21 protein-coding genes are annotated in these 18890 nt (G+C 64.3%); 10 read left to right on the top strand and 11 right to left on the bottom strand.

Translation table 11 applies throughout. From position 1 onward, the window contains the following. Positions 1-6 precede the first annotated feature (6 nt). The 7 genes from QM612_RS10515 to QM612_RS10485 all read left to right on the top strand — a co-directional run bounded on the left by QM612_RS10515 (position 7) and on the right by QM612_RS10485 (position 5245). A complete protein-coding gene (locus QM612_RS10515; RefSeq protein ID WP_415253855.1) occupies positions 7-813 on the top strand; it encodes a M48 family metallopeptidase in 807 nt (268 codons plus the stop codon). 84 nt (positions 814-897) lie between these two features. Beyond that, positions 898-2070, top strand: a complete 1173-nt coding sequence (locus QM612_RS10510) for a tetratricopeptide repeat protein (protein ID WP_415253840.1) — start codon at positions 898-900, stop codon at positions 2068-2070. Positions 2071-2230: 160 nt separating this feature from the next. Continuing rightward, positions 2231-2902: an energy transducer TonB gene (locus tag QM612_RS10505; RefSeq protein WP_415253839.1), complete on the top strand. Its 672-nt coding sequence runs from the start codon at positions 2231-2233 to the stop codon at positions 2900-2902. A gap of 87 nt (positions 2903-2989) precedes the next feature. Continuing rightward, positions 2990-3745, top strand: coding sequence for a MotA/TolQ/ExbB proton channel family protein (locus tag QM612_RS10500; protein WP_415253838.1), 756 nt, complete (start codon positions 2990-2992; stop codon positions 3743-3745). 38 nt (positions 3746-3783) lie between these two features. Continuing rightward, complete coding sequence (locus QM612_RS10495; RefSeq protein ID WP_415253854.1) at positions 3784-4209, top strand: ExbD/TolR family protein; 426 nt, start codon at positions 3784-3786, stop codon at positions 4207-4209. Positions 4210-4220: 11 nt separating this feature from the next. Next, the gene (locus QM612_RS10490; RefSeq protein ID WP_415253837.1) at positions 4221-4634 is read left to right on the top strand and encodes an ExbD/TolR family protein; all 414 of its coding nucleotides are present in this window, start codon (positions 4221-4223) and stop codon (positions 4632-4634) included. Between the two features lie 200 nt (positions 4635-4834). Further along, positions 4835-5245, top strand: coding sequence for an ExbD/TolR family protein (locus QM612_RS10485; RefSeq protein ID WP_415253836.1), 411 nt, complete (start codon positions 4835-4837; stop codon positions 5243-5245). Between the two features lie 3 nt (positions 5246-5248). Here the strand turns inward: QM612_RS10485 and QM612_RS10480 are convergent, their stop codons facing one another. The 3 genes from QM612_RS10480 to cls are packed head-to-tail and all read right to left on the bottom strand — an operon-like array spanning position 5249 to position 7757. Then, positions 5249-6007: a pyridoxine 5'-phosphate synthase gene (locus QM612_RS10480; RefSeq protein ID WP_415253835.1), complete on the bottom strand. Its 759-nt coding sequence runs from the start codon at positions 6005-6007 to the stop codon at positions 5249-5251. Beyond that, complete coding sequence (locus QM612_RS10475; RefSeq protein WP_415253834.1) at positions 6004-6273, bottom strand: hypothetical protein; 270 nt, start codon at positions 6271-6273, stop codon at positions 6004-6006. The genes QM612_RS10480 and QM612_RS10475 overlap by 4 nt, the downstream gene beginning before the upstream one ends. A 47-nt stretch (positions 6274-6320) precedes the next feature. Continuing rightward, on the bottom strand, positions 6321-7757 hold the full coding sequence (gene cls, locus QM612_RS10470) for a cardiolipin synthase (RefSeq protein ID WP_415253833.1): 1437 nt from the start codon (positions 7755-7757) through the stop codon (positions 6321-6323). Positions 7758-7943: 186 nt separating this feature from the next. Between cls and QM612_RS10465 the strand changes: the two genes are divergently transcribed. Next, complete coding sequence (locus QM612_RS10465; RefSeq protein ID WP_415253832.1) at positions 7944-8366, top strand: response regulator; 423 nt, start codon at positions 7944-7946, stop codon at positions 8364-8366. A 6-nt stretch (positions 8367-8372) separates the two neighbouring features. Here the strand turns inward: QM612_RS10465 and QM612_RS10460 are convergent, their stop codons facing one another. From QM612_RS10460 to QM612_RS10430, 7 genes are all read right to left on the bottom strand, one after another. Next, complete coding sequence (locus tag QM612_RS10460) at positions 8373-9404, bottom strand: class 1 fructose-bisphosphatase (protein WP_415253831.1); 1032 nt, start codon at positions 9402-9404, stop codon at positions 8373-8375. A 52-nt stretch (positions 9405-9456) separates the two neighbouring features. After that, the gene (gene phhA, locus QM612_RS10455) at positions 9457-10353 is read right to left on the bottom strand and encodes a phenylalanine 4-monooxygenase (protein ID WP_415253830.1); all 897 of its coding nucleotides are present in this window, start codon (positions 10351-10353) and stop codon (positions 9457-9459) included. 71 nt (positions 10354-10424) lie between these two features. Then, positions 10425-11255 carry an MT-A70 family methyltransferase gene (locus QM612_RS10450; RefSeq protein ID WP_415253829.1) on the bottom strand — a complete coding sequence of 277 codons (831 nt, stop codon included), beginning with the start codon at positions 11253-11255 and terminating at the stop codon, positions 10425-10427. Between the two features lie 55 nt (positions 11256-11310). Further along, entirely contained in the window at positions 11311-11994 is a 684-nt protein-coding gene (locus QM612_RS10445; protein WP_415253828.1) for a BglII/BstYI family type II restriction endonuclease, read from the bottom strand. Between the two features lie 50 nt (positions 11995-12044). Continuing rightward, positions 12045-13055 carry a patatin-like phospholipase family protein gene (locus QM612_RS10440; protein ID WP_415253827.1) on the bottom strand — a complete coding sequence of 337 codons (1011 nt, stop codon included), beginning with the start codon at positions 13053-13055 and terminating at the stop codon, positions 12045-12047. A 129-nt stretch (positions 13056-13184) separates the two neighbouring features. Continuing rightward, positions 13185-13745 (bottom strand): porin family protein, encoded by a 561-nt coding sequence (locus QM612_RS10435; protein WP_415253826.1) that lies wholly within the window; start codon positions 13743-13745, stop codon positions 13185-13187. Between the two features lie 94 nt (positions 13746-13839). Continuing rightward, a complete protein-coding gene (locus tag QM612_RS10430) occupies positions 13840-14592 on the bottom strand; it encodes a rhomboid family intramembrane serine protease (protein ID WP_415253825.1) in 753 nt (250 codons plus the stop codon). A 67-nt stretch (positions 14593-14659) separates the two neighbouring features. Between QM612_RS10430 and QM612_RS10425 the strand changes: the two genes are divergently transcribed. Continuing rightward, positions 14660-15844 carry a class I SAM-dependent rRNA methyltransferase gene (locus tag QM612_RS10425; RefSeq protein ID WP_415253824.1) on the top strand — a complete coding sequence of 395 codons (1185 nt, stop codon included), beginning with the start codon at positions 14660-14662 and terminating at the stop codon, positions 15842-15844. Between the two features lie 19 nt (positions 15845-15863). Here the strand turns inward: QM612_RS10425 and QM612_RS10420 are convergent, their stop codons facing one another. Then, complete coding sequence (locus QM612_RS10420; RefSeq protein WP_415253823.1) at positions 15864-16370, bottom strand: GFA family protein; 507 nt, start codon at positions 16368-16370, stop codon at positions 15864-15866. Positions 16371-16550: 180 nt separating this feature from the next. Between QM612_RS10420 and QM612_RS10415 the strand changes: the two genes are divergently transcribed. After that, positions 16551-18890: indolepyruvate ferredoxin oxidoreductase family protein (locus QM612_RS10415; protein ID WP_415253822.1), on the top strand; the 2340-nt coding region annotated here is incomplete at its 3' end.

Raw genomic sequence — 18890 nt, 5'->3', positions numbered from 1 at the left:
ATGAAGATGCGAAACACCCTGCTGGCTGTTGCCATCGCGGCGCTTGCCGCTGCCTGCGCCACTACCACCTCGCCGACCGGACGCAGGCAGATCGTCGGCGGCGTGTCGCAGGCGCAGCTCAACCAGCTTGGCGAGCAGGCGTTTGCCGATGCAAAGCAGAAGACACCACTGTCGCGCGACAGCAAGCAGACGGCGTACGTGGGCTGCGTGGTCAATGCCATCGTGCGCCAATTGCCCGAGCCGTGGAACCAGGCGAAGTGGGACTACGCACTGTTCCAGAACGACGAAGCCAATGCCTGGGCGCTGCCCGGTGGCAAGGTTGGCATCTATACCGGCATCTTCAAGGTCGCCAGGAATCAGGATCAACTGGCTGGCGTGATCGCGCACGAGATCGGCCACGTCATCGCTCGCCACCATGACGAACGCATCACCCGCCAGATGCTCGCCTCGGGCGCATTGCAGGTGGGTGGCGCACTGGCCGGCTCGCGCTATGGCGAAGGCATTGGCAACGCGGTGACGCAAGGTGGCGGCGTGCTGGCGCAGGCCGGCTTTCTGCTGCCCAATTCGCGCGATCAGGAAAGCGAAGCCGACGTGGTCGGCCAGCAGTGGATGGCCAAGGCCGGCTTCGACCCCAATGGCGCGGTCGCGCTGTGGCAGAACATGGCGGCAGCGGGCGGCGCGCGTCCGCCGCAGTGGCTTTCCACGCACCCGGATCCGGCATCGCGCCTGCGCGAACTGCAATCGCGCGCCGATGGTCTGGTGCCGACCATGCAGGCCGCGCGCAAGGCCGGCAACCTGCCGCGCTGCCAGTGACGCAATGACGCATCCGCAGCATTGCAGCGGATGGGATTTCTGATACGTTTGATCCACATCGGGCATCCGGCCCGGAGGTGATACATGAAGCTCCACCCCAAACACGCAATTCTGTCCGCCGTGATCGCCCTCGCCCTCGGCGGCACGCTGATCGGCGATGCTGCGGCGCAGTCCTCGCGTCGCGGCGACAAGAAGCAGCAGAAAACCGAAGTGCTGTTCCCCGAGGCATCGCGCCAGGAGCCGGGCCTCAAGACGTCCAGCAAGAACAGCAAGAAGGTGCAGCAGCTGATCGAGGCCTACAACAAGCAGGAGTGGGACAAGGTGCGCCCGCTGGGTGACGAGTTGCTCGCCCTTGAAAACGCCAATGCCTACGAGAAGTCGCTGGGCGCGCAGCTGGCCGCGCAGGCCGCGTATGACCAGGACGACAACGCCGCCGCCAGGAAGTACCTGCAACAGGCAATCGAGCTCAATGGCCTGGACAACAACAGCCATTACCAGTCGATGCTGATGCTGGCGCAGCTCCACATCATGGACGACGAGTACGCGCCGGGCCTGGCGATGCTGGATCGCTACCTGAGCGAAAGCAAGTCAACCAAGCCGGACGACCTCGCCCTCAAGGGCCAGACCCTGTACCAGATGGAGCGCTACCAGGACGCCATCCCGGTATTGCAGGGCATCGTCACCGGCACGCCGGAACCGAAGGACAACTGGGTGCAATTGCTGCTTGCCTGTTATGCCGAGGCCGGCAAGACCACCGAAGCGCTCGCGCTGGCCGAACAGCTGGCAGCGAAGAAGCCGGATGACAAGAAGACCCAGATGCTGCTGGCCACCGCGTATTCGCAGGCCGAGCAGGACCAGAAGGCAGCGGCCGTGCTGGAGAAGCTGCGCGCCAGCGGCCAGCTCAGCGAGGATCGCGAATATCGCCAGCTGTACATCACCTACGCCAACATGGAAGGCCGCGAGAAGGACGTGATCGCGGTCATCAACGAAGGCATCCAGAAGGGCGTGCTGAAGGAAGACCAGCAGACCTATCTGGCGCTGGCGCAGTCCTACTACTACAGTGACCAGATTCCGCAGGCCATCGCGAACTGGGAAAAGGCCGCGCCCCTGTCGAAGGATGGCCAGACCTACTACAACCTTGCCGTGGTGCTGCAGCAGGAGGGCCGCATTGCCGAGGCCAAGGCCGCTGCACAGAAGGCATTGGACAAAGGTCTGAAGTCGCCGGAGCAGGCCAGGCGTATCCTGCAGTCCAAGTGATGATGGATACTGCGCCTGTTCCCGCTACTGCACCATCAAAGGGACTTGGAACAAGTGCGGTCAGTTGGTATAGACTAGGTGGTTCCTGCGGCGAGCAAGCCGTGATCGTTATAGCCCCCGGCCTTGACGGGTCGGGGTTTCCCACACCAGAGCCGTGCGCATGACGGAAGATCTCGCCCACACCGAGAAAAATGACGACCGCGAAGGCGGATTGAACTGGCCGCGCATTTTCGGCATCAGTTTCGCCATCGCCATCCATGCGGCGGCCCTGTTGCTGTTGCTGGCCCCGATCTCGCCACCGGCACAGGATGTCGAGGATGAGGATTCGGTCCTGGTCACCTTCATCGACCCGCCGCCCCCGCCGCCGCCGCCCCCGCCGCCCCCGCCGGATCAGCCCAAGCCGCTGACGCCGCCGAAGACGCTGTCGCCGCCGCGGCCCAGCCCGGTGCCGCCGCCGCCGGAAGACCCGCCGGTAGTGTTCGACGACCCGTCGCCGATGGACGTGCAGGCACCGCCGCCCGCGCCGCCCGCGCCACCGTCATCGACCCCCGACATCGGCTCCAGCGTGGACGCATCCTCGCGTGCGATGAATCCGCCGCAGTACCCGCGCGAAGAAGCGCGTCGTGGGATCGAAGGCACGACCGTCCTGATCGTCAGCATCGATGCCAACGGCAATGTGCTTGACGTGTCGGTCGAACGTTCCAGCGGCAACCGCAACCTCGACCGCGCCGCCGTCCAAGGCGCCAGGAAGTGGCGCTTCAACCCGGAAGTGCGCAACGGCCAGAAGATCGCCAGCCGCGTTCGCGTCCCGGTTGAATGGAAGCTTCAGTAATCAGAAACAAGTTCCACCCCGCTCCACCCTGCATGTTGTTCAAGCTCCTTTTGACAAACCTCATCCACGACATCCAAAGGTAAGCGTATGTTGCAAGAAACCACTGCCGCCGCTCCTGCCGCCGGAGGCAACAACGCCGCCGCGCTGCAGCAGATGGGCTTCGACCACCTCATCACCCAGTTCGACTTCGTCGGTTGGGTCGTCTTCCTCACCTTGATGGTGATGTCGCTGATGTCGTGGTACTGGATCATCATCAACTTCGTGAAGAACCTGCGCCTGCGCGGCCAGGCCGAGCGCGTGACCGGCACGTTCTGGGAAACCCCGAACGCACAGGACGCGATCCGCTACATGGAAGAGCAGCCGAAGGCCGAGCCGTTCTCCAAGATCGCGCTGGATGCCGCCCAGGCGGCTGCGCACCACCAGCGTCACGATGGTTCGCGCCTTGCCGAATCGCTGAGCCGTTCCGAGTTCGTGGATCGCGCCCTGCGCCAGGCCGTGACCCGCGAGTCCTCGCGCCTTGAAAACGGCCTGACCGTGCTTGCCACCGTCGGTGCCACCGCGCCGTTCGTCGGCCTGCTCGGCACCGTGTGGGGCATCTACCGCGCGCTGATCAAGATCGGTGCTTCGGGCGACGCCTCGATCTCGGCCGTGGCCGGTCCGGTGGGTGAAGCGCTGATCATGACCGCGATCGGTCTGTTCGTCGCCATCCCGGCGGTGCTTGCGTACAACTTCTTCGTGCGCCTGAACCGCGTGACCAACAACCACTTCGACACCTTCGCGCACGACCTGCACGACTTCTTCGCCACCGGCTCGCGCGTCGGCGAAGCGGCCGGCAAGCGCTGATCGTCGCGAAGACCTGACGGAGGCTCCTGACCATGGGTATGAGTGCCGGCGGTAACGACAGCGGCGGCCCAATGGCCGAAATCAACGTCACGCCCCTCGTGGACGTGATGTTGGTGCTGCTGATCATCTTCATGATCACCACGCCGCTGATGAACCACAAGGTCAAGGTTCAGCTGCCGGAAGCGGTGCTTGAGAAGAAGGACGAGAAGAAGCAAGCGTTGCCGCCGATCACCATCGCGGTCACCGAAGCAGGCGCGCTGTTCTGGAACGACGAGCCTGCCACGCGCCCCCTGATCGAGAGCAAGCTCTCGGTCGAGGCGCAGAAGGATCCGCAGCCCACCGTCAACATTCGCGCGGACAAGACCACCAAGTACCGGCTGGTCAACGACGTGGTGAAGATCGCCCAAGCGCAGGGCATGCGCAAGGTCGGCTTTGTCACCACGCCGCCGAAGAAGAACATCTGAGGTAGTACGCCATGGCATTTGCAAGCAACTCCGGTGGCGGCGCGATGTCCGACATCAACGTCACGCCCCTCGTGGACGTGATGTTGGTGCTGCTCATCATCTTCATGGTGACCATGCCGATCCAGTCGGTGCCGGTGGACGTGGATCTGCCGCAGAAGTCGCTCAACCCGCCGCCGCAGACCAAGGATCCGCCGGATCCGATCAGCCTGCGGATCGACGCCTCCGGTCAGGTGTTCTGGAACAACACGCCCACGCCGGTCACCGCATTGCAGACCATGATGCGCACCGAAGTGGATCGTGACCCGACCAACCAGCCGACGCTGGAAATCGACACCAGTGACGATGCCGATTACGGTGTGCTGGCCAAGGTCCTGGCGGCAGCCAAGAACGCCGAGATGGCGAAGATCGGCTTCGTCCAGAACTGATTCAAACATTCATCGCTCCGCCATGCGGAGCACGTCGTGGATGACGGACGCCGCCTGCAAGGGCGGCGTTTTTTTGTGCGCGTTTGGCGGGTGAAACCCTTTATCCGGACAGCGATGCCGGCCATCGGCTATGCATGGACAGTAGCGACTGCGCAAGCGCAGCGTGGAGACGGGCAATGTGCCCGCAAAGGAGGTGCTGCATGGCCGCTTCCGTTTTCTCGCAGTCCCGCCGCGCGCAGGCTGCTGCGATGGCGGGGATCAACATCACCCCGCTGGTCGATGTGATGCTGGTGTTGCTGGTGATCTTCATGGTGACGATGCCGATCCGCAGCGACAGCATCGGCCTGACCCTGCCGGGCATTGCGCTGCCGCCGCCGGTTCCGCTGCCGGAACCCGTGCAGTTGCAGGTACAGGCCGACGGCAGTGCATTGCTGGATGGCGCGCGGGTGGAGTTGTCGGCGCTCGCGGCCGAACTGCGCGCGCAGCGTGCGCAGGCGCCGGATGAGGTGCTGGCGCTGGATGGCAGTGGCGATGCGGAATACCGCGCCATTGCCTTTGCAGTGGCGGCTGCGCAAAACGCGGGTTATCGGGATATCGCGATCAGGCGTTGAACATCATGGGCTTGCCGCCGCATCGACGATGTGGCGGTAGGCGCGCACGGTGGCATCCAGCCCGGCGTAGAGCGCTTCGCCGATCAGGGCGTGGCCGATCGAGACTTCCAGCACGTTCGGTACGCGGGCGAGGAAATGCGGCAGGTTGCCCTGGCTGAGATCGTGGCCTGCATTGACGCCGAGGCCCGCGGCTTGTGCAAGACACGCGGTTTGCGCGGCGGCGCGTGCGGCATCCACATCGCCTGCAGCGAAGGCTTCGGCAAACGGGCCGGTGTAAAGCTCCACGCGATCAGCGCCGACCGCAGCAGCGCGTGCGACATCGGGATCGCCGACATTGACGAACACGCTGACCCGGCAACCCAGCGCCTTGAACGCTGCAATCAGCGGGCGCAGCGCATCGCCATCGCGGGCGAAATCGAAACCGTGATCGGAAGTCAGTTGACCATCGCCATCCGGCACCAGGGTCACCTGCGCGGGACGCTCGGCATCGCACAATGCCAGCAGGCCGGGATAACCGGGGCGCGGCGGGGCGAAGGGATTGCCCTCGATGTTGAACTCCACGCCACGCTCACGGCACAGCGCGCCCAGCACCGCCACATCGTCCGCACGAATATGCCGCGCATCCGGGCGCGGATGCACGGTCAGGCCGTGGGCACCAGCATCAAGGCAAGTGATGCCCGCACGCAGCACATCGGGTTCATTGCCGCCGCGCGAGTTGCGCAGCACGGCGATCTTGTTGAGGTTGACGCTGAGTGCAGTCACGGCGTGGTGTCAGTGTCCTGCGTGCCGGCTTCGGCGGCTGCCTTGCGCGCTTCCGCCTGCTCGCGCAGGCGGCGCAATTCCATCGGGTCGATGGCCATGGCGATGTCGCGACCGCTGCCGGCCACGCGCGCCTGATACAGACCGAATACCCACAGCACGAACAGCACCAGCGCGGCCAGCAGGCAGCCTGCCAGTACAGGCGTCGAAGTGGTCAGAAGGGCAAAGGCCAATGCCGCAAAAGCGAGCAGCAGGAACAACCAGTGCATGCGCGTAGCTCCGCAGAGAGTGGGTGCAGTTTACGCCGTCGCGCGGGTTACAGCAGTGGCGCGACCAGCCGCGCCAGCGCTTCCAGTAGGCGCGCGAAGAACGGATGCGCACGTTCGTTGCGCACGCGCGGAGCGTATGCGAACTCGCGCTCGATCTGCTGCGCCAGCATCGCCGCCACACCTTCGTCATCGAACAGGATCGAGGATTCGAAATTGAGGCGGAAGCTGCGGTAATCGAAGTTGGCGCTGCCGATGATCGCCAGATGGTCATCGACCAGCAGGGTCTTGGAATGCAGCAGTCGCGGGCCATATTCATAGACCTTGACGCCGGCCGCCAGCAGGTCGTCGTAGTAGGAACGCATGCACCAGGTCACCAGTTTGCTGTCGCTGGTCTTCGGCACCAGCAGGCGCACGTCCAAACCGCCCAGCGCTGCAGAGGTCAGCGCCATCATTGCCGCCTCGCCGGGCACGAAATAGGGCGTGGTCATCCAGACCCGTTGCTTGGCAGCGTGGATCGCACCGACATGCAGGCGATGGATCGCCTCCCACGGCGAATCCGGCCCGGAGGCGAGCAGTTGCGACTGGATCGGGCCGGGTTGCAGCGGTGGCATTGCACGCGCCACGTCGCCCACAAAATCCGTGCGCTTGGTGGTGTAGGCCCAGTCTTCGATGAAGACCCGTTGCAGGCTGCGCACCAGATCGCCTTCGATGCGCAGATGCAGGTCGCGATAGGCATCCTCGCGCAGGCGTTCGTCCTGTGCGTCGGTGATGTTGATGCCGCCGAGATAACCAATGCGCCCGTCGATCACCACGATCTTGCGATGCGTGCGCAGGTTCACCCACGGGCGTCGCCACGGCAGCCACGGTTGCGCGGGATGGAACCACGCGACTTCGCCGCCGGCAGCGAGCAGCGGCGCAAAAAAACGCTTGCGCCGCGCTTTGCTGCTGCCCAGCGCATCCACCAGCAGGCGCACCTTGACCCCGGTGCGCGCGCGCTGGGCCAGCGCATCGCGCAGCGCCGTGCCGCTGTGGTCGGGCTCGAAGATGTAGTACTCAAGATGGATGTGGTCGCGCGCACTGGCGATGTCGGCCAGCAGCGCCGGATATTTCGCACCGCCATCGACCAGCAGCTGCACGTCGCGCGCAGTCATCGGCGCAAGCCCGGTGGTGGCATGCCCCAGCGTTTGCAGTTCCGTGTTTTCGCTGTCCTGCCCGGCGCTTTGCAGCGCGGCGCGATGGCGCTGGCGGCGCAGCCGATGGCGGGTGAGTTTCTGCGGCCCGAACAGGTAATAGATGGCGAAGCCGACATAGGGCAGCGCGGCCAGACTGATGAGCCAGCTGAGGGTGGCGGCGGGCTCGCGTTTTTGCAGCACGATCCACAGGCCAAGCCCGATCACGTACAAGCCCCAGCCGGCGGTCAGCCAGACCTGGATGTGCGGGATGGCCCAGAACGCATCCCAGACCCGGGTCAGCCACTCAAGCATCGAAAGTTCCCTTGCGCGATGCCCATCAGGTTAAGCCGTGAATGCGGCAATGTCGCGTGATGCAAGCCAATGACGGCAGCAGCGGCCCTCCCATCGCACATCACCACCGCGAACGTGCACGTCATGTTGACAGGCCATGCGGTTAGCTTGCGCGGGTTGAAGGAGGATCTGCCGATGGATGCCGGCATGAGCGGGAAGACCATCCTGCTGGTCGAGGACAACCCGGACGAGGCCGAGCTGACCCGTATCGCCTTCGCCCAGTCCGGCTGCGAATGCGCGCTGGAGGTGGCGGGCGATGGCGTGGAGGCGCTTGGCTATCTGCGCGCGCGCGCCGGCAAGACGCTGCCCGCGGTGGTGCTGCTGGACATGAACCTGCCCAAGCTGGACGGGCGCGAAGTATTGCAGGCGCTGCGTGCCGACCCGGCCACGCGCACGCTGCCGGTGGTGGTACTCAGCACCAGCGCGGAACCGGGCGATGTGGCGGAGATGTACGCACTGGGCGCGAACAGCTACGTGCAGAAGCCGATGGCCTTCGCCAGCTTCGTCGAGATGGTGCGCCGGATCGGCCAGTACTGGTTGTCACTCAACCAGCTGCCGGGACGCGGCTGAACGCGATCAGGCCGTGTCGGCATCAAGGTGATAGCGCACTGCCGTTTCCACTTCCGTCTTCGAACCCAGGAACACCGGCACCCGCATGTGCAGGCCGGTCGGTTGCACTTCCAGCATGCGCATGCGGCCGGTGCTGGCTGCGCCACCGGCCTGTTCCACGAGGAAGCTCATCGGGTTGGCTTCGTACATCAGCCGCAGCTTGCCGCCCTTGGCCGCGCACTTGCTGTCCAGCGGATAGCTGAAGATGCCGCCACGGGTCAGGATGCGATGCACGTCGGCCACCATGCTGGCCACCCAGCGCATGTTGAAGTCCTTGCCGCGCGGGCCTTCGCTGCCCTTCAGCAGGTCGCCGACATAGGCCTGCATCGGCGCTTCCCAGAAGCGCTGGTTGGACATATTGACCGCGAACTCCTTGGTCTCCTCGGGGATGCGCATGCCGCGCGTGGTCAGCACGAAGCTGCCGACTTCACGATCCAGCGTGAACGCATGCGTGCCATGGCCCACGGTCAGCACCAGCATCGTGCTGGGGCCGTAGGTGCAGTAACCGGCGGCGACCTGCGCGGTACCCGGTTGCAGGAAGTGTTCATCGGTGGGGTTGGTCACGCCGTCCGGGCATCGCAGCACCGAGAAGATCGTGCCGACGGAAATGTTCACGTCGATGTTCGACGAACCATCCAGCGGATCGAACAGCAGCAGGTAATTGCCGCGCGGGTACTTGTCCGGGATCGGATGCGAGGTGTCCATCTCTTCCGATGCCAGCCCGGCCAGATGCCCGCCCCATGCATTGGCTTCCAGCAGGATTTCGTTGCTCAGCACATCGAGCTTCTTCTGCGCTTCGCCCTGCACATTGATGCTGGCCTGGCCGTCATTGCCGGCATCGCCCAGCACGCCGCCCAATGCGCCCTTGCCCACGGCAATCGAGATCGATTTGCAGGCGCGTGCCACCACTTCAATCAGCAGGCGCAGGTCGGGGCTGATGCGCCCGGCGCGCTGTTCCTCGATCAAGAAGCGCGTCAGCGAAATAGACGTTTGCGACATGGTCGGCGTGGCGTGGTGGAAAGCGCCATTGTCGCCGAAATGCGCGGGCGGGTCAGACGTCGCCTTCGCTGGCCCAGCCTTCGCCGCTGCCGCGATGAAGCACCGTGTCCGTTTCCAACACCGTGCCGGCGGGGATCGCGTCCTGCGTGCGCAGGCGTGCGTAGAGCGGCGTGAAATCCGGCAGCGTGGCCGCGATCAGTTCTTCGTAGCTGTCGATCACGAAGTAGGTTTGCTGGAACGTGTCGATGCGATAGCGCGTGCGCATCACCCGTTCCAGATCGAAGCCGATGCGGTTGGGCGCATCACTTTCCAGCGAGTAAATCGACTCGCCCTTGGAACTGACGATGCCGGCACCGTAGATGCGCAGGCCGTCCTTCTGGCGGATCAGGCCGAACTCCACCGTGTACCAGTACAGCCGCGCCAGTTGCATGAGCGCATCCGGGCCAACGCCGTGCGCTTTCACGCCGCCCTTGCCGTAGGCGACAAGGTAGTCGGCGAACATCGGGTCCATCAGCAGCGGCACATGGCCGAACAGGTCGTGGAACAGATCGGGTTCTTCGATGTAATCGATCTGGTCGGGCCGGCGGATCCACCAGCTCACCGGAAAGCGGCGATTGGCGAGATGCTCGAAGAACACCAACTCCGGCAGCAGGCCCTCCACGCCGACGATCTGCCAGCCGGTGGCATCGCCCAGCACCTTGTTGAGGTCATCGAACTTCGGGATGCGGTCAGGCGTCATCCCCATCGTGTCCTGCGCGCGCAGGAAGGCGTCGCTGGCGCGACCGGGCAGGATTTCGCGCTGACGCTTGTAGAGCTGCTGCCAGACCGCGTGGTCGCTCGCGCTGTAGCTGTCCCACGGCTGCTCCACCGTGCCGGTCGCATACACCGGCAGTGAACCACGGTCGGTCTGGATGTTTTCGATGCGGCGCGGCAGTGGATCGGTGTTCATGCGACCAATCTTACGCCCGCGGAGGCGCGAGGTTTTGATGCAGGGCAGTCTGCCGCGTTCAGTATTTCTGGTTATTTCGACCCGCCTCGTGGGCGGAACGAAGTTCCCGACGCTGCAAGCAGGCTTCTGACACGTCCAATGGAGTATTGCGTTTCTTCCGACAATTCCCGGATGGATCGGCCAAGTTCGTAACGCTGCTTGAGTGCCCGGCCCGTTTCCTCGGCTGCATCTTCGGTGAGACGCGCATAGGGCGAAACAAGCGGCAGTTGAATGGGGCCACCGCCATAGCCCTTGTGCTGCCTGCCGCGCGGCTGGACTTCAGACGCGGATTCCGCGCCCCATGCCGACCAATTGGGTTGAGGATGGCGTGCAAACAATTCCAGATACGGTCCCGGTGAACAGGCTTCAATCAAGGCGTACTGTTCGTCCGGCTTGCGCGAATGCTCGCGCTTGCGGGTTTCGATCATGTTGACCTGACTTCGCGCAGGCGCAAGCGTGCGCAGCGAACCACGAACACCAAACAAAAGCAGTTCAGTCACGTTGCGGAAGTAGAAGCCCACGCCACGCCCATCTGGCCCGCCGTCCTTGCGGCGTTTGGCCCAGACGATGTTGGAAACGTAGCGGAAGCCCCATGCCTCCATGACTTTCAATCCGTCCGGAAGAAGCGCATTGGGAACCCACATGTACAGATGCGCGTTGCGTGCTGCAACGTTGCGAACCGGCATTGCGCAGATATCGTCCAGCGACATCGTGGAATAGCGATCCAGACGACGATGTTCCGGGGCAACCTTTCCCGTTCGGTTGGTGAATCGCCAGGGAGGATCGGCCAGGATTGTCGTCCAGCCATTTTCAATGGTCGGCAACGGGACGGCGTGATCCTGTTCGATCAAGGGGCTGGCCATCGAGATTCCAAACAGATCTTGAGAATTGGAGTCTATTGGATCTTGGGATGCCTGCCTAGTCCGGCGTATGTGTTTCCGGACAAATGAAAATGGCAAGTATCGGGCAGCCGCCAGCATCACCGCGCGTCAATCGAGGCAGCAGTTTTTCCCGATTGGTTGTGGTTGTGGTGTTGAGGATGCGCTTGGCTTGTTCCGGGGCCATGCCAGCGGCTTCGCCAAGACGCCTGCCTAATTCGCGCAGACTCATCGTGCGGGTAATCAGCACGCCCACGTCGATGAGCGCAGCATCATAAAGGGAACGATAAGCACCGATGTCGCGATCCAGATTTCCGTCCTTGGCGTTCCACTCCATGTCCAGTGCAATGCGATCACGGAAGTTGTCCACCTTGTATCCCTCGTTGCGCGTTTCCGTGACGATGGGATCAAGTCGTGTTTCGCCTGCTGATGCCAATGGCGTTCTTTGCAGGGAAAGCTGGATCAGCGTGTCCACGCGGGCTTCGCGCCAGCCACCATCCCGGAATGCACGATTCATGCGCGCAGCAAGATCGCTTTCCTGGCCTCCGGGCGTGAGCAGGTCTGATGTTTTCAGATGAAAACTGCGAAGCACGTCCTGCAACTGTTCGAACGCAGTTGGATTCGTCGCGGCAAAGATTGCAGCGGCATTGCGTGTTTCAGCGAACTGGTAGCGAGCAAGGATGTCGCCGGGGATGTGCTGCTGGTACGAACGGGTCAGATCCATGAGGCTCGGCTACAGCAACGGGTGCGGCAAGCATAGGCCATCGTTCGCATTCAGCGGCAATCCGCATCCCGCGTGAGTGCCTTCGTCCAGCCTTGTTGCCGCTTGCAGCGCGCTTGTCGCTCTGCTTCACGTTTGCGGGTGGCTTCGGCTTCGGCGGCTTGCCGTGCCTGTGCATTGCGCGCGGCGACAAGGGCCTCCAGCTTCTTGCGGATCAGCGGCAGCGCGGCCTGTGCGGCGCGTTCGCCTTCGAGGATCGCGCGGTTCCTGGAAGCGAAATCCGCAGGGCCGATGTCGTTGACCTGCGGGCGGATCACGATGTCCGCGCGTGCCAGCTCCTGCGCGCCCAGCTTCTGGCCCATGATGCGGATGCTCTGGTTGAGGTTGCCGAGCATGCTGGTGGTGGAGGCGATGCCATCGGCCTTGCTGCTGATGTCCACGGCGATGACGAACTCTGCACCAAGCTCGCGCGCGGCATCCACCGGCACCGGGCTGACCACGCCGCCATCCACGTAATGCGCCTTGCCGATGGCAACGGCCTCGAACACGCCGGGTACGGAACTGCTGGCGCGCACCGCCTGCCCGGTATTGCCGCGCACGAACACGGTGCGTTCGCCATTGGCAAGATTGGTGGCGACCACGGCGAAGGGCTTGCGCATCTTCTCCAGCGTGCGACCGCCCACCAGTTCGTTGACGTAGTCCTGCAACTTCTGGCCTTTCACCAAGCCCCCGGAGAACAGGCTCACGTCGCGGATGCTGGATTCGTCCAGCGCGAACGCCTTTTCCTGCATCGCATAGGCATCCATGCCGCTGGCGTACAGCGCGCCGACCACGCTGCCGGCGCTGGTGCCGGACACCACGACAGGCTTGATGCCGCTTGCTTCCAGCATCTTGATGACGCCGATGTGGGCAAAGCCCTTGGCCGCGCCGCCACCCAGCGCGATGCCGATCTTGATCGGCGCTGCCTTGGCAGTGGCGGCAGGAGCAACGGTGGCGGGTTTTTCCGGCGCACTGGCGCAGGCGGCAACCAGACTCACAAAAAGGGCGATGGCGAAGTGGCGCATCGAAGCGGCATCGGCAAGAAAGGAGATGCGCAGCTTAATCGGGGTATCCGCAACGGTGGCGGAACCGGGCGTCAAAAACACAACTGCCGCCTTGCGGCGGCAGCTGCGTGAGTGACCTGGCACAACGGATCAGAAACGTGCTTCCAGGCCCAGCGACAGGGTGTTGGCGGTGATCTTGATGCCATCGCCCGAACCCTGGTTGTGGTCGTAGTTCAGGCTCAGACCGAAGTTGCGGTTGAAGTCGTAGCCTGCACCGATGCCGTAGTACGGCTTGGTCGAGGTCACGCTGCCGCTGCCTTCCGAGGTGTCCACCGACACCTTGCCGCGCGCTGCGCCGGCGCGCAGTTGGATGAAGAAGCCCAGGCCGGTATCGGTGAAGTGCTCCTTGGCAACGACGCCAAGGCCAATGGCCGACAGTTCCGCGTCAGCGTAGTCAGTGCCGTCGTTGTACAGGCTGGTGTCGTAGAAGCGGCTGTAATGCCCTTCCACGGCGAAGTTCTTGTTGAACCAGTAACCGCCACGCAGCGAAAGCGAGGTGTCCTTGTCCTTTGCGCTGCCGATGTCGTCAGCCGCAAACTTGATGTCGCTGCGGCCGGCTTCGCCACGGATGAAGCCTTCGCCGGCAACCGCGGCGGAGGACAGGCCGGAAAGTGCCAGCGCGCACGCCAGCACGGAATACATCTTCTTCATGAAAATCCTGTTGGGTTCTCCCCGCCACCGTGGCAGGGTCGGCGCGCATTCTAGTGCCTGTGGTTTCGATGCGTGCGTCCCGGCTGGAATGAGCTTATTCACGCCTGCGAAACGGCAGCACCTTGCCGCGTTCTTCGTCATCGGTTTGCTGCCACAGCACCGGCACGTCGCGCGGGGAATCGGGTTCGTACATCGCGCGTTCGGCATCGCCCTGTTCGCGCGCCAGTTCTTCCTCGATTTCCCAGCTGTATGGCTGACGCGGCGGCTGCGGGTCGCAGCGACGGAACAGGAAGGCGGCGATGACGCCGCCCAGCGCGCCGCCGAGGTGCGATTCCCACGACACGCCGGCCTCGCGCGGGAGGATGGTCAGCAGCATGCCGCCGTAGAACAGGAAGGCCAGCATGCCGGCGGCAATCGCCGCGCGGTCGCGGCGTAGCAGGCCCAGCGTGAACACAAGAAAGGCAAGGCCATGGGTCACGCCGCTGGCACCCAGATGGTGTGAATTGGGCTGCCCGAGCAGCCATGCGCCCAGCCCCGAACCCAGCCACAGCAGTGGCAGCGCACGCAGCGTGGCCTTCGGGTAGGTGGTGCCGGCCAGTGTGCCCAGCATCAGCAGGGCGATGCTGTTGGCAAGGATGTGTTCCACCGACCCATGCAGCAGCGGTGCGGTGAGCAGGCCCGTCAGCCCCTGTGGCGTCCACGGCGTGACGGTGAGGAAGCGGTAATCAAAACCCTGCTGGGCCGCGAAGCAGGCAGCCAGCAGCAAGACCGCGCCCAGACTCGCGTTCAGCGCGCGGCGGACGCGGGTGCGATCCGCCTGTCGGGTATCGGGCAACGGCGTGGACATGGATTGAACGTGGGGGGCGTGGCGGTGATTGCAAGGCGCGGCGCGACGACCGGCCTACAATGTGCGCATGAATGAAGCCCTGCCTATCGTCCGCCTGAAGAACGCCTGGAACTCCACCCATCCGTGGATCTTCCAGCGCCTGGTCGAGAAACCTGCCCAAAGGCCCAAGCCGGGCAGCATCGTGGATGTGGTGGGCGTGGATGGAGTGTTCATCGGGCGCGGCTTCTACAACGGCCATTCGCGGATCGCGCTGCGCATGCTGGAGCGCGACCCGGACGTGATGGTCGATGCCGGCTGGTTCGTGCGCAAGATTGGCGAAGCGGTGGCGCTGCGCCGCGACATCCTCAAGCTGGACGAAATCAGCAACGCATGGCGCGTGGTCCACAGCGAGGGCGATGGCATCAGCGGGCTGGTGGTGGATCGCTACGATGACCTGCTGGTGGTCGAGTTCTTCAGTGCCGGCGCGTGGCGGCACCGTTCGATCATCTTCGATGCGCTGCGCGAGCATTTCCCCGGTTGTCGCTTCCACAGCTTTGCCGATGAGCATGTGCAGAAGCAGGAAAGCTTCGACTACAAGGACACGCAGGGCACCGAGCCAGCCATCGTCACCGAATACGGCGTGAAGTTCCGCGCCGATCCGGCGGGCGCGCACAAGACTGGCTTCTTCGCCGACCAGCGCGAGAACCGGCAGTGGTTGAGCCAGCAGTGCGCAGGCAAGCGCGTGCTCGACCTGTGCTGCAACACCGGCGGCTTTGGCGTGTATGCGGCGGCGCGCGGCGCGGCGGAGGTGGTCGGCATCGACATTGATCCGGCGGTGATCGAAATCGCGAAGCAGAACGCGCATCTGAACAACACGTTGATCGGGAGCCGGAAGCCGCGCTTCGTGCAGGCCGACATTTTCCCGTGGCTGCGTGATGCCGCGATCAATGGCGAGCAGTTCGACGTGGTGATTCTGGACCCCGCCAAGATGACCCGCGACCGCGAGCAGGTCATCAACGCGCTGAAGAAATACCTCGACATGAACAAGCTGGCGCTGGGCGTGGTCAAGCCCGGCGGGTTGTTCGCCACCTTCAGTTGCACCGGGCTGGTCAGCGAGGAGCAGTTCCTCGACATGCTGCGCCGCGCCGCGTTCTACGCCGGCCGCACCGTGCAGGTGCTGAAGGTTGCCGGTGCCGGCCCCGACCATCCGTGGCTGGCGCAGGTGCAGGAGTCGCGCTATCTGAAGGCGGTGTTCTGCCGGGTGCTGGACTGAGGCGGCACGTGCCGGCGGGTTAATCCCGCGCGGCGGCCGCAGCGACCTTGGCGGCACGATAGCGTTCCCGCGATTGCGCGCTCCATTCCCGTTGCGGGTCGTAGAACTCGGCGAAGGCGCGCGCGTCCGGCGGCAGTTGCAGCCAGGCTTGCTTGGTGCTGGTGTAGATGTGGATGTCGGGCGGGGCTGCATTCGGCGTGTCCAGGGTGCCGACGCGGACGAAGGCGATGGCGCTGCCGCCGCCGGGATAATGGCTCCACAGCGCGACCTTGCAGGTGCCGCAACGAATGATGCGCTGGCCCTTGCCGCTGGCCGAAGGGGTGGCAACCAGCTCCAGCGCGGCGGGATCGACCAGCAGCTGCAGCCGGTCGCGCTCGACCATCGCGTTCAGCACGAAGGCGCTGCCGGTCTCGCGCTGGCACCAGCTGCAATGGCAGGCGTGTACCACGATCGGCGCGGCCAGCATCCGGTAGCGCGCCGCGCCGCAGCTGCAGCCGCCTTCGACGGGAAACGGGGTTGCGTCCATGTGGCCTCCATCGGTCTGATACGCGCATCCTAGCGCCAACCGTCGCAGCGGCTGCGACGCCCGCCGCGACGCTGTGGCGATGATTAGACCGGCAGTGGCGATGGGGCCGTCGGTGGCCCACTGCTAAAATATCGAGTCTTTACTCAGGCGCCGCTAGGTGCCGCTGATCGAGCCGCCGCCATGACCAGCACTGCCGAACTTTCCTCGCCGTCTTCGGCGAATGTCGCGTTGACCCGGGGCGTCACCGATCCCGACTACACGCTGGACGACAAGTACCGCCGCACGCAGGGGCGCATTTATCTCAGCGGCGTGCAGGCGCTGGTGCGGTTGCCCATCGTGCAGCGGTTGCGCGATGAACGCGCGGGCTTGAACACGGCGGGGTTCATCAGTGGCTATCGCGGCTCGCCGCTGGGTGGCTTCGATCTGGAACTGTGGCGCGGGCGCAAGTATCTGGAAGGCGCGAACGTGAAGTTCCAGCCCGGTCTGAATGAAGACCTGGGCGCAACGATGGTCTGGGGCACGCAGCAGATCAACCTGTTCCCCGGCGCGAAGCACGATGGCGTGTTCGCCATGTGGTACGGCAAGGGGCCGGGCGTGGATCGCTGCGGCGACGTGTTCAAGCATGCCAATGCCGCAGGTACGTCGCAGCATGGCGGCGTGCTGGCGCTGGCCGCAGACGACCACGCCTGCCGCAGTTCCACGTTGCCGCACGGCAGCGAGGACGAGTTCGTCAGCGCGATGATGCCGGTCCTCAACCCCGCCGGCGTGCAGGACATCCTGGACATGGGCGTGCTGGGCTTCGCGATGAGCCGCTACACGGGCCGCTGGGTGGGCTTCAAGACGATTGCGGAAACGGTGGAATCCTCGGCATCGGTCGAAGTCGATCCGTTCGCGCAGGACATCGTGTTGCCGGGCGATGATGATTTCGCGATGCCGCCGGGCGGGCTCAACATCCGCTGGCCTGATCCACCGATGGAGCAGGAAATGCGCCTGCATCGCTACGCGGTGAGGGCGGCGCAGGCGTTCGCGCGGGTCAACGGCATCGACCGCATGGTGCTGGATGCACCCAACGCGCGGCTTGGCATCGTGACCACCGGCAAGTCGTATCTGGACGTGTTGCAGGCGCTGGAATACCTGGGTCTTGATGAAGCGACCTGCCGCGATATCGGCATCCGCGTCTATAAGGTCGGCATGACCTGGCCGCTGGAACCGGTGGGCATCGCCGCATTCGCGCGCGGGCTGGATGACATCGTGGTGGTGGAGGAAAAGCGTGCCTTCATCGAGCGCCAGATGAAGGAGCAGTTCTACAACTGGCCGGATGGTTGGGGCCGCAGGCCCAGCATCGTCGGCAAGTACGACGAATCCGGCGAATGGATTTTGCCGAGCACCGGCGAACTCACGCCGGCCACGATTGCCGGCGTGATCGGTCGTCGCCTTCAGCGCTTCCATCGCAGCGAAAAGATCGACGCAGTGCTGGCGTGGATGGAACGCAAGGAAGGCGAGCTGGCATTGCCGCGCGCCAATTTCCCGCGCGTGCCGCATTACTGCTCTGGTTGCCCGCACAACACGTCGACCAGGGTGCCGGAAGGCTCGCGCGCGCAGGGCGGCATCGGCTGCCATTACATGGTGACGTGGATGGACCGCAGCACCGACACCTTCACCCACATGGGCGGCGAAGGCGTGACGTGGGCGGGGCAGGCGGCATTCACCGACACGCCGCACATCTTCCAGAACCTGGGCGATGGCACCTATTTCCACAGCGGCTCGCTGGCGATCCGGCAAGCCATCGCCGCCGGCGTCAACATCACCTACAAGATCCTCTACAACGATGCGGTGGCGATGACCGGTGGCCAGCCCGTCGATGGCACGCTGTCGGTGCCGCAGATCGCGCACCAGATGCGTGCCGAAGGCGTGCAGACCATCGCGCTGGTCAGCGATGACATCGACAAGTGGACGGAGCCTTCCATCTTCCCGGAAGGCGTGACCTTCCACGACCGTCGTGACCTCGATGCCGTGCAGAAGATGCTGCGCGAGGTGAAGGGCACGTCGATCCTGATCTATGACCAGACCTGCGCGACGGAAAAGCGCCGCCGCCGCAAGCGCGGCAAGCTGGCGGATCCGCCCAAGCGCGTGATGGTCAATTCGCTGGTCTGCGAAGGCTGCGGCGATTGCGGCGTCAAGAGTTTCTGCGTCAGCGTGCTGCCGAAGGACACCGAGTTCGGGCGCAAGCGTGAGATCGACCAGAGCAATTGCAACAAGGATTTTTCCTGCGTCGAAGGCTTCTGCCCCAGCTTCGTCACTGTGCATGGTGGCAAGCCACGCAAGGGCAAGAAAGCCAATGCCGCCGAGCGGCTGGAAAACCTGCCGATGCCCGCCGTGCGCAGTGACCTGTCGCAGCCATGGAACATTCTCATCACCGGCGTCGGTGGCACCGGCGTTGTCACCATCGGCGCGCTGCTGGGCATGGCCTGCCATCTGGAAGGCAAGGGCGCAACCGTGCTTGACCAGACCGGGCTTGCG

Source organism: Thermomonas sp., assembly GCF_047606765.1.
GTDB lineage: Bacteria > Pseudomonadota > Gammaproteobacteria > Xanthomonadales > Xanthomonadaceae > Thermomonas.
This window is presented reverse-complemented; position numbering and strand designations above follow the sequence as displayed.

Coding starts and splice junctions, on each gene's coding strand:
- QM612_RS10515 (WP_415253855.1), top strand. CDS start 7: ATGCGAAACACCCTGCTGGCTGTTGCCATCGCGGCGCTTGCCGCTGCC.
- QM612_RS10445 (WP_415253828.1), bottom strand. CDS start 11,994: ATGGATCTGACCCGTTCGTACCAGCAGCACATCCCCGGCGACATCCTT.
- cls (WP_415253833.1), bottom strand. CDS start 7,757: ATGCTTGAGTGGCTGACCCGGGTCTGGGATGCGTTCTGGGCCATCCCG.
- QM612_RS10425 (WP_415253824.1), top strand. CDS start 14,660: ATGAATGAAGCCCTGCCTATCGTCCGCCTGAAGAACGCCTGGAACTCC.
- QM612_RS10435 (WP_415253826.1), bottom strand. CDS start 13,745: ATGAAGAAGATGTATTCCGTGCTGGCGTGCGCGCTGGCACTTTCCGGC.
- QM612_RS10485 (WP_415253836.1), top strand. CDS start 4,835: ATGGCCGCTTCCGTTTTCTCGCAGTCCCGCCGCGCGCAGGCTGCTGCG.
- QM612_RS10495 (WP_415253854.1), top strand. CDS start 3,784: ATGAGTGCCGGCGGTAACGACAGCGGCGGCCCAATGGCCGAAATCAAC.
- QM612_RS10440 (WP_415253827.1), bottom strand. CDS start 13,055: ATGCGCCACTTCGCCATCGCCCTTTTTGTGAGTCTGGTTGCCGCCTGC.
- QM612_RS10430 (WP_415253825.1), bottom strand. CDS start 14,592: ATGTCCACGCCGTTGCCCGATACCCGACAGGCGGATCGCACCCGCGTC.
- QM612_RS10490 (WP_415253837.1), top strand. CDS start 4,221: ATGGCATTTGCAAGCAACTCCGGTGGCGGCGCGATGTCCGACATCAAC.
- QM612_RS10465 (WP_415253832.1), top strand. CDS start 7,944: ATGAGCGGGAAGACCATCCTGCTGGTCGAGGACAACCCGGACGAGGCC.
- QM612_RS10475 (WP_415253834.1), bottom strand. CDS start 6,273: ATGCACTGGTTGTTCCTGCTGCTCGCTTTTGCGGCATTGGCCTTTGCC.
- QM612_RS10510 (WP_415253840.1), top strand. CDS start 898: ATGAAGCTCCACCCCAAACACGCAATTCTGTCCGCCGTGATCGCCCTC.
- QM612_RS10500 (WP_415253838.1), top strand. CDS start 2,990: ATGTTGCAAGAAACCACTGCCGCCGCTCCTGCCGCCGGAGGCAACAAC.
- QM612_RS10420 (WP_415253823.1), bottom strand. CDS start 16,370: ATGGACGCAACCCCGTTTCCCGTCGAAGGCGGCTGCAGCTGCGGCGCG.
- QM612_RS10460 (WP_415253831.1), bottom strand. CDS start 9,404: ATGTCGCAAACGTCTATTTCGCTGACGCGCTTCTTGATCGAGGAACAG.
- QM612_RS10450 (WP_415253829.1), bottom strand. CDS start 11,255: ATGGCCAGCCCCTTGATCGAACAGGATCACGCCGTCCCGTTGCCGACC.
- phhA (WP_415253830.1), bottom strand. CDS start 10,353: ATGAACACCGATCCACTGCCGCGCCGCATCGAAAACATCCAGACCGAC.
- QM612_RS10505 (WP_415253839.1), top strand. CDS start 2,231: ATGACGGAAGATCTCGCCCACACCGAGAAAAATGACGACCGCGAAGGC.